Source organism: Pseudomonas sp. GD04091 (assembly GCF_029836165.1).
Lineage (GTDB): Bacteria > Pseudomonadota > Gammaproteobacteria > Pseudomonadales > Pseudomonadaceae > Aquipseudomonas.
In genome coordinates this window covers 116,067-122,232 of the sequence record NZ_JAOEBG010000019.1, presented here as the reverse complement: position 1 = coordinate 122,232, position 6,166 = coordinate 116,067, and the positions used below count along the sequence as shown (strand labels likewise).

Sequence of the window (6,166 nt, the reverse complement as noted above, 5' to 3'; positions counted from 1 at the left end):
GGACTGCTTTGCAGCCCTTTCGCGACACAAGGCCGCTCCCACAGGACAACGCGTCAATTCCAGTCATCATGCAAGACAGCTGCTCCCACCCAACCTCGAACGGCACACAACTTGCTCCATAATGCCCCTCAGCCCAACGGGATGCCGAGCATGCTGCACAGCCACCTCACCACCCTCAACGCGGTTTCGCTGATCCTCCAGGTGTTCCAGGAAGCCGGCATCGACGCACAACAGATGCTCGCCGGCAGCGGCATAGGCCCGGCGGACCTGGGCCATGCCGATGCGCGCATCACCACCCAGCAAGAGCTGCAGGTGTGCGCCAACGCCGTGGCCCGACGCGAGGACATCGGCCTGGAGCTGGGCCGACGCATGCACGTGTCGTGCTACGGCATGCTCGGTTACGCCCTGCTCTCCAGTGCCACTTTGGGTGACGCCCTGCGCCTGGCATTGAGCTATCCGGCACTGCTGGGAACAGTCTTCCAGCTGCGCCTGGTGGACGACGGCCAGCGCGTCTGGCTCAGCGCCAGCGATCATTACGACGCGCCAGGCCTGGCCGCGTTCAACGCCGAGTTCTGCCTGGTGTCGCTGAAAGTGATCTGCGACGACCTGCTCGGCCGCCCGCTGCCACTGCTGGCGGCACGCTTCGAGCATCCTCGTCCCGGCTATCACGCGCTCTACGACGGTGCATTCCAGTGCCCGCTCGGCTTCGAGGCCAGTGACAATGCCTTCGCCTTCGAGCGGCGCTGTCTGGACATGCCGCTGCCCTTGGCCGACCCGGTCACCCACAAGGCGATGAGTGAACGCTGCCGCCGCCTGAACCTGGAGTTCACCGGGCGCCAGGCCTGGCTGGGACGGATTCGCCAATTGCTGATGCAGCAGCTGGATGCCGCGCCGGGGCTGGAGGGGCTGGCCCGGCAGATGAACTGCTCGTCACGCACCTTGCGCCGCCACCTGCAGGCGCTGGGCAGCAGTTATCAACAGCTGCTGGATGAGCTGCGCTTCGAGCGGGCCAAGCAACTGCTGGCCGAGGACCAGATGCCGATCTATCGCATCGCCGAGACGTTGGGGTTCAGTGAGACGGCCAGTTTCAGGCATGCGTTTCAGCGCTGGAGTGGCGTTGCGCCGAGCCATTTCAGAGGATGACTTGGCCACATCGATCCCCTTTTGGCCGTTTGCGTCGTTCTCCCTTGATTGGCCGCCCACCAGAATGGCCCAACGCCAGTGATAACCCGGAGAACAAAAGTGCTGACGATCTATTCCGATGACCACCGCCTGCACCACGGCCGCTGCGAGCTGATCGACGGTCAGCTGATGCCGTGCTTCGAAATGCCCTCCCGCGCCGATCATGTCCTCGAACAGGTGAAGAAACGCAACCTCGGCCCGGTGCAAGGCCCCACCGACTTCGGTCGCGCACCGCTGCAGCGCATCCACAGCGATGCCTACCTGACCTTCTTCGAAGGCGCCTGGGCCCGCTGGGCCGCGCTGGGCCAGGACGGCGACCTGCTGCCCTTCACCTGGCCGGCGCGCACCCTGCGTCAGGTCAAGCCCACCGGCCTGCACGGCGAGCTTGGCTACTACAGCTTCGACGCCGGCGCGCCGATCACCGCCGGCACCTGGCAGGCCGCCTACAGCGCAGCGCAAGTGGCACTCACCGCACAGGCCGCGATCCAGCGAGGCGCCCATTCGGCGTTCGCCCTGTGCCGCCCACCAGGGCACCACGCCGCCGGCGAAGTGATGGGCGGCTACTGCTACCTGAACAACGCCGCCATCGCCGCCCAGGCGTTCCTCGACCAGGGCCGGCGCAAGGTGGCCATCCTCGATGTCGACTACCACCACGGCAACGGCACCCAGGACATCTTCTACACCCGTGACGACGTGTTCTTCGCTTCGATCCACGGCGACCCGCAGGACGAATTCCCGTTCTTCCTGGGGTATGCCGACGAAGTCGGGGAAGGCGCGGGCGAGGGCTGCAACGTCAACTATCCGCTGCCGGCCGGCAGCGACTGGCAGGCCTGGAGCGCCGCGCTGGAGGCCGCCTGCGTGCGCATCGCCGACTACGACGCCGACGTGCTGGTGATCTCCCTCGGCGTGGACACCTTCAAGGACGATCCGATCTCCCAGTTCAAGCTGGACAGCCCGGACTACCTGGAAATGGGCAAGCGCATCGCCCAGCTCGGCAAGCCGACCCTGTTCGTGATGGAAGGCGGCTACGCTGTGGAGGAAATCGGCATCAACGCGGTCAATGTGCTGGAAGGCTTCCAGCGCGCCCAGCCAGGAGCCTGATCATGGCCCGACTCAAGCGTCTGCTCGCCCCCCTCATCGCCGCCAGCCTCTGCGCCGGCACGCTGCAGGCCCACGCCGAACAGCGCACCCTGCGGGTGTACAACTGGTTCGACTACATCACCCCGCAGACCCTCACCGACTTCCAGAAAGACAGCGGCGTGAAGCTGGTCTACGACATCTTCGACACCAACGAGGCACTGGAAGCCAAGCTGCTCACCGGCAACTCCGGCTATGACGTGGTGGTGCCGTCCAACGTGTTCCTCGCCAAGCAGATCGAGGCCGGCGTGTTCCAACCGCTCGATCGCGCCAAGCTGCCCAACTGGCCGCATCTGGACCCGGCGCTGATGAAGCTGATCGAGGCCAATGACCCCGGTAACAAGTTCGCCGTGCCCTACATGTACGGCACCGTGTTGATCGGCTTCAACCCGGCCAAGGTCAAGGCCGCTCTCGGCGACAATGCGCCGGTGGACAGCTGGGACCTGATCTTCAAGGAAGAGAACATCGCCAAGCTCAAGCAATGCGGTGTGGCGCTGCTCGATTCGCCGTCGGAGATCCTGCCACTGGCCCTGTCGTACCTGGGCCTGGACCCCAACAGCGGCAAGCCGGCGGACTACCAGAAGGCCCAGGACCTGCTGCTGAAGATCCGTCCGCACGTCACCTACTTCCATTCGTCCAAGTACATGGCCGACATCGCCAACGGCGACATCTGCGTGGCGGTGGGCTATTCGGGCAGTTTCTCCCAGGCCGCCAACCGCGCGCGGGAGGCGAAGAACGGCGTGGTGGTGGACATGCGCCTGCCGAAGGAAGGGGCGCCGATCTGGTTCGACATGCTGGCGATCCCGAAGAATGCCGCCAACCCGGGGGATGCCCACGCCTTCATCAATTACCTGCTGCGGCCCGAGGTGATCGCGCCGATCAGCGATTTCGTCGGCTACCCGAACCCGAACAAGGATGCGACCGACAAGGTCAGCCCGGCGATTCGCAACAACCCAAACCTGTACCCGACGGCGGAGGCGATGGCCAAGCTGTATACCTTGAAGCCGCTGCCACGAGATGCCGAGCGCGCACGGACCCGGGCCTGGACCAGGATCAAGTCGGGGACCTGACCTCATCGCGGGGCATGCCCGCTCCCACGCAGCGCAAGGCTTGGGGTTGGGGCAACTGCCCCGCGATGACTACCTCCAGGCCTTGCGCAGGCGCATCAGCGCACCTGCTATCTGGGCTTCCGGCACCGCCGCAAACCCCAGCACCAGGCCCGCCCGGTTATCCACAGGCTCATCGCTTTCCTCCAGCCAATACGCACTCAGCGGATTGACCTCCACCCCCACCGCTTCCGCCCGCGCCACCAGCTCTTGCTCCCGCGCAAAGTTATCCACATCCACCTTCACATGCAGCCCCGCCGCCACGTCGGGCATCGCGCCCAAGCCCGGCACATCCGCAGGCCAGCCAGCCTTGAGCACATTGCGCCGTGCCAGTGCCGCCCGGCGCATGCGGCGGATATGCCGCTGGAAGTGCCCCTGAGCCATGAACTGCGCCATGACGCACTGGGTACCGACTTCCGAATGCCGCACCGCCAGCGCCCTGCCCTGGCTGAACGCCTGCACCAACCGGCGGGGCAGCACCAGATAGCCCAGGCGCAGCGCAGGGAAGGCGATCTTGCCGAACGTGCCGACGTACAGCACCCGCCCCTGCCTGTCCAACGCGGCCAACGGCGCCAGCGGCGCACCGCTGTAGCGGTACTCGCCGTCATAGTCGTCCTCGACGATCCAGCCATCGTGCCGCTCGGCCCAGGCCAGCAGCGACAGGCGTCGAGCCAGGCTCATGGTGACACCCGTGGGGTACTGGTGGGCGGGCGTCACATAGGCCAGCCGGCACCCGGCGATCTCTGCCAGCCTTGCGCAATCGAGGCCTTCCTCATCCACCGGCACACCCCGCAGCTGCGCTCCAGCGACGGCAAAGGCATGCCCGGCTGCCCGATACCCAGGGTTTTCCACAGCCACGCCATCTCCAGGCTGCAACAGCAACTGTGCACAAAGGCTGATCGCCTCCTGCGCGCCACTGGTGATCACAATTTGTTCAGCCATGCAGGTGAGCCCTCGCGAGCGACGCAGGTACGTCGCGATCAACTCACGCAGTTGCAGCTCCCCCGCCGGATCGCCATAGCCAAGCTGGGCCGGATCCGGATTTCGCCAGAAACCCGCTTGCAGCTTGGCCCAGACCGCGAACGGGAACAGGTCGAATGCCGGTACGCCAACACGAAATGCTCTCGGTGAGCCGCTTCTGGGCGGTGGCAGATGATGATTTTTCAGACGCTGCAAAGGCTCGCTGGACGCGCCTAAACTGGATAAATCCTCAGTACCAGACTGGCAAAATGTGGATAACCCTGTTGATAACCCCAGGGATAACCCTGTGGACAGTTGTGTGGATAGTTTAGGGAGCTGGCTGACGTAAGTGCCATCCCCCACCCGGCTCTCGATGAATCCTTCCGAGTAAAGCTGGTCGTAGGCCCGCACCACACTGTTGCGCGACAACGCCAGCATCGCCGCCAGGTCACGGGTGGCCGGCAACCGAGTGCCACTGCCCAGCCGCCCATCCAGTACCCGCGCGCGCAAGGCCTGGTACAGCTGCTGACTGAGCCCGCGGCGGCGATCAAGGACGATACCCGTGGGATCGAAAGGCAACGCATGGCCAGGCTCGCTCATGGTATTGGACCTATGAAAACAGGTTTGAATGGCTCTTACACAGGACCAATAGCCTGCCTAGGATGAAGCCAGACCACAAGGAATCCCGGCATGTACAACAGCAAACCTCACCAGGAACACGACGTCGGCCGCTTGCACCAGCACATGTTGCATACCCGCCTGGCCATGCTGGTCAGCCATGGTGCACAGGGCCTGCTGGCCACCCATCTGCCGGTGCTGGTGGCAACCGATGAAGGCGAGTTCGGCACCGTCTATGGCCACCTGGCCCGGGCCAACCGCCAGTGGCAGGACCTGCAGCAAGGTGCTGACGCCCTGCTGGTGTTCCCCGGTGCCGACGCCTATGTCAGTCCGTCCTTCTACCCGAGCAAGCTCACCAATCCCAAGGTGGTACCCACCTGGAACTACACCGCCGTACATGCCTACGGCCCGGTCGAAGTGATCCATGAACCAGAGCCCTTGCTGGACATCGTCAGCCGCCTGACCGATCGCCACGAGCAGGGCCGCGCCGAGCCCTGGCAAGTGACCGATGCCCCCGGCGACTACCTGGACGGCATGCTCCGTGCCATCGTCGGCATCCGCCTGCCCATCACTCGCCTGCAAGGCGCGCGCAAGCTCAGCCAGAATCGCTCGGCCGAGGACGTGGCCGGTGTACGCGACGGCCTGACCACCAGCGCCGACCATCAGGACAACCAACTCGCGGCGCACATGCGTCAGCTCTGAAGGAAAACCCCATGACCCACGTCACCCTGCGCCCGGTGGGCGCCAGCGATCACGCCGCATGGCTGTCTTTGTGGCAAGCCTACCTGCGCTTCTACCAGACCGAACTGGCGGGCGAAGTCAGCCTCAGCACCTGGCAGCGCCTGCTGGACCCGAACGAACCCACCCACTCGGCGCTGGCCTGGGTCGATGGCAAGGCCGTGGGCATGGTCAATTACATCTACCATCGCTCCAACTGGAGCATCGAGAATTCCTGCTACCTGCAGGATCTCTATGTGGACAGCGAGGTGCGCGGCCTGGGCATCGGCCGCCAGTTGATCGAGCACGTGTATGCCACGGCCAAGGTCGCCGGCTGCATCAAGGTCCACTGGCTGACCCACGAGACCAACGCCACTGCCATCAGCCTGTACGAGCAGGTAGCCGAACGGCCGGGCTTCATCCAATTTCGCAAAGCACTGTAGGCC

Annotated in this window: 6 protein-coding genes; 5 read left to right on the top strand and 1 reads right to left on the bottom strand. The window is 64.8% G+C overall.

Features of this window, described 5'->3' with window-relative positions:
- Positions 1-150: 150 nt before the first annotated feature.
- From N7422_RS20490 to N7422_RS20480, 3 genes are all read left to right on the top strand, one after another.
- Positions 151-1,143 (top strand): AraC family transcriptional regulator, encoded by a 993-nt coding sequence (locus N7422_RS20490; RefSeq protein WP_279808255.1) that lies wholly within the window; start codon positions 151-153, stop codon positions 1,141-1,143.
- Between the two features lie 99 nt (positions 1,144-1,242).
- Positions 1,243-2,283 (top strand): histone deacetylase family protein, encoded by a 1,041-nt coding sequence (locus N7422_RS20485; protein WP_279808254.1) that lies wholly within the window; start codon positions 1,243-1,245, stop codon positions 2,281-2,283.
- 2 nt (positions 2,284-2,285) lie between these two features.
- Positions 2,286-3,389 (top strand): extracellular solute-binding protein, encoded by a 1,104-nt coding sequence (locus tag N7422_RS20480; RefSeq protein ID WP_279808253.1) that lies wholly within the window; start codon positions 2,286-2,288, stop codon positions 3,387-3,389.
- A 69-nt stretch (positions 3,390-3,458) separates the two neighbouring features.
- Here the strand turns inward: N7422_RS20480 and N7422_RS20475 are convergent, their stop codons facing one another.
- Positions 3,459-4,985, bottom strand: coding sequence for a PLP-dependent aminotransferase family protein (locus N7422_RS20475; protein ID WP_279808252.1), 1,527 nt, complete (start codon positions 4,983-4,985; stop codon positions 3,459-3,461).
- A 90-nt stretch (positions 4,986-5,075) separates the two neighbouring features.
- Here N7422_RS20475 and N7422_RS20470 point away from each other — a divergent pair, with 90 nt between their 5' ends.
- Together N7422_RS20470 and N7422_RS20465 are read left to right on the top strand one after the other, a co-directional pair.
- A complete protein-coding gene (locus N7422_RS20470) occupies positions 5,076-5,705 on the top strand; it encodes an FMN-binding negative transcriptional regulator (RefSeq protein WP_279808251.1) in 630 nt (209 codons plus the stop codon).
- A gap of 11 nt (positions 5,706-5,716) precedes the next feature.
- On the top strand, positions 5,717-6,163 hold the full coding sequence (locus N7422_RS20465; protein ID WP_279808250.1) for a GNAT family N-acetyltransferase: 447 nt from the start codon (positions 5,717-5,719) through the stop codon (positions 6,161-6,163).
- Positions 6,164-6,166 lie beyond the last annotated feature (3 nt).

Excerpts from the sequence above, each read along its gene's own strand:
- N7422_RS20490 (WP_279808255.1), top strand. The coding sequence starts at position 151 with ATGCTGCACAGCCACCTCACCACCCTCAACGCGGTTTCGCTGATCCTC.
- N7422_RS20480 (WP_279808253.1), top strand. The coding sequence starts at position 2,286 with ATGGCCCGACTCAAGCGTCTGCTCGCCCCCCTCATCGCCGCCAGCCTC.
- N7422_RS20475 (WP_279808252.1), bottom strand. The coding sequence starts at position 4,985 with ATGAGCGAGCCTGGCCATGCGTTGCCTTTCGATCCCACGGGTATCGTC.
- N7422_RS20470 (WP_279808251.1), top strand. The coding sequence starts at position 5,076 with ATGTACAACAGCAAACCTCACCAGGAACACGACGTCGGCCGCTTGCAC.
- N7422_RS20465 (WP_279808250.1), top strand. The coding sequence starts at position 5,717 with ATGACCCACGTCACCCTGCGCCCGGTGGGCGCCAGCGATCACGCCGCA.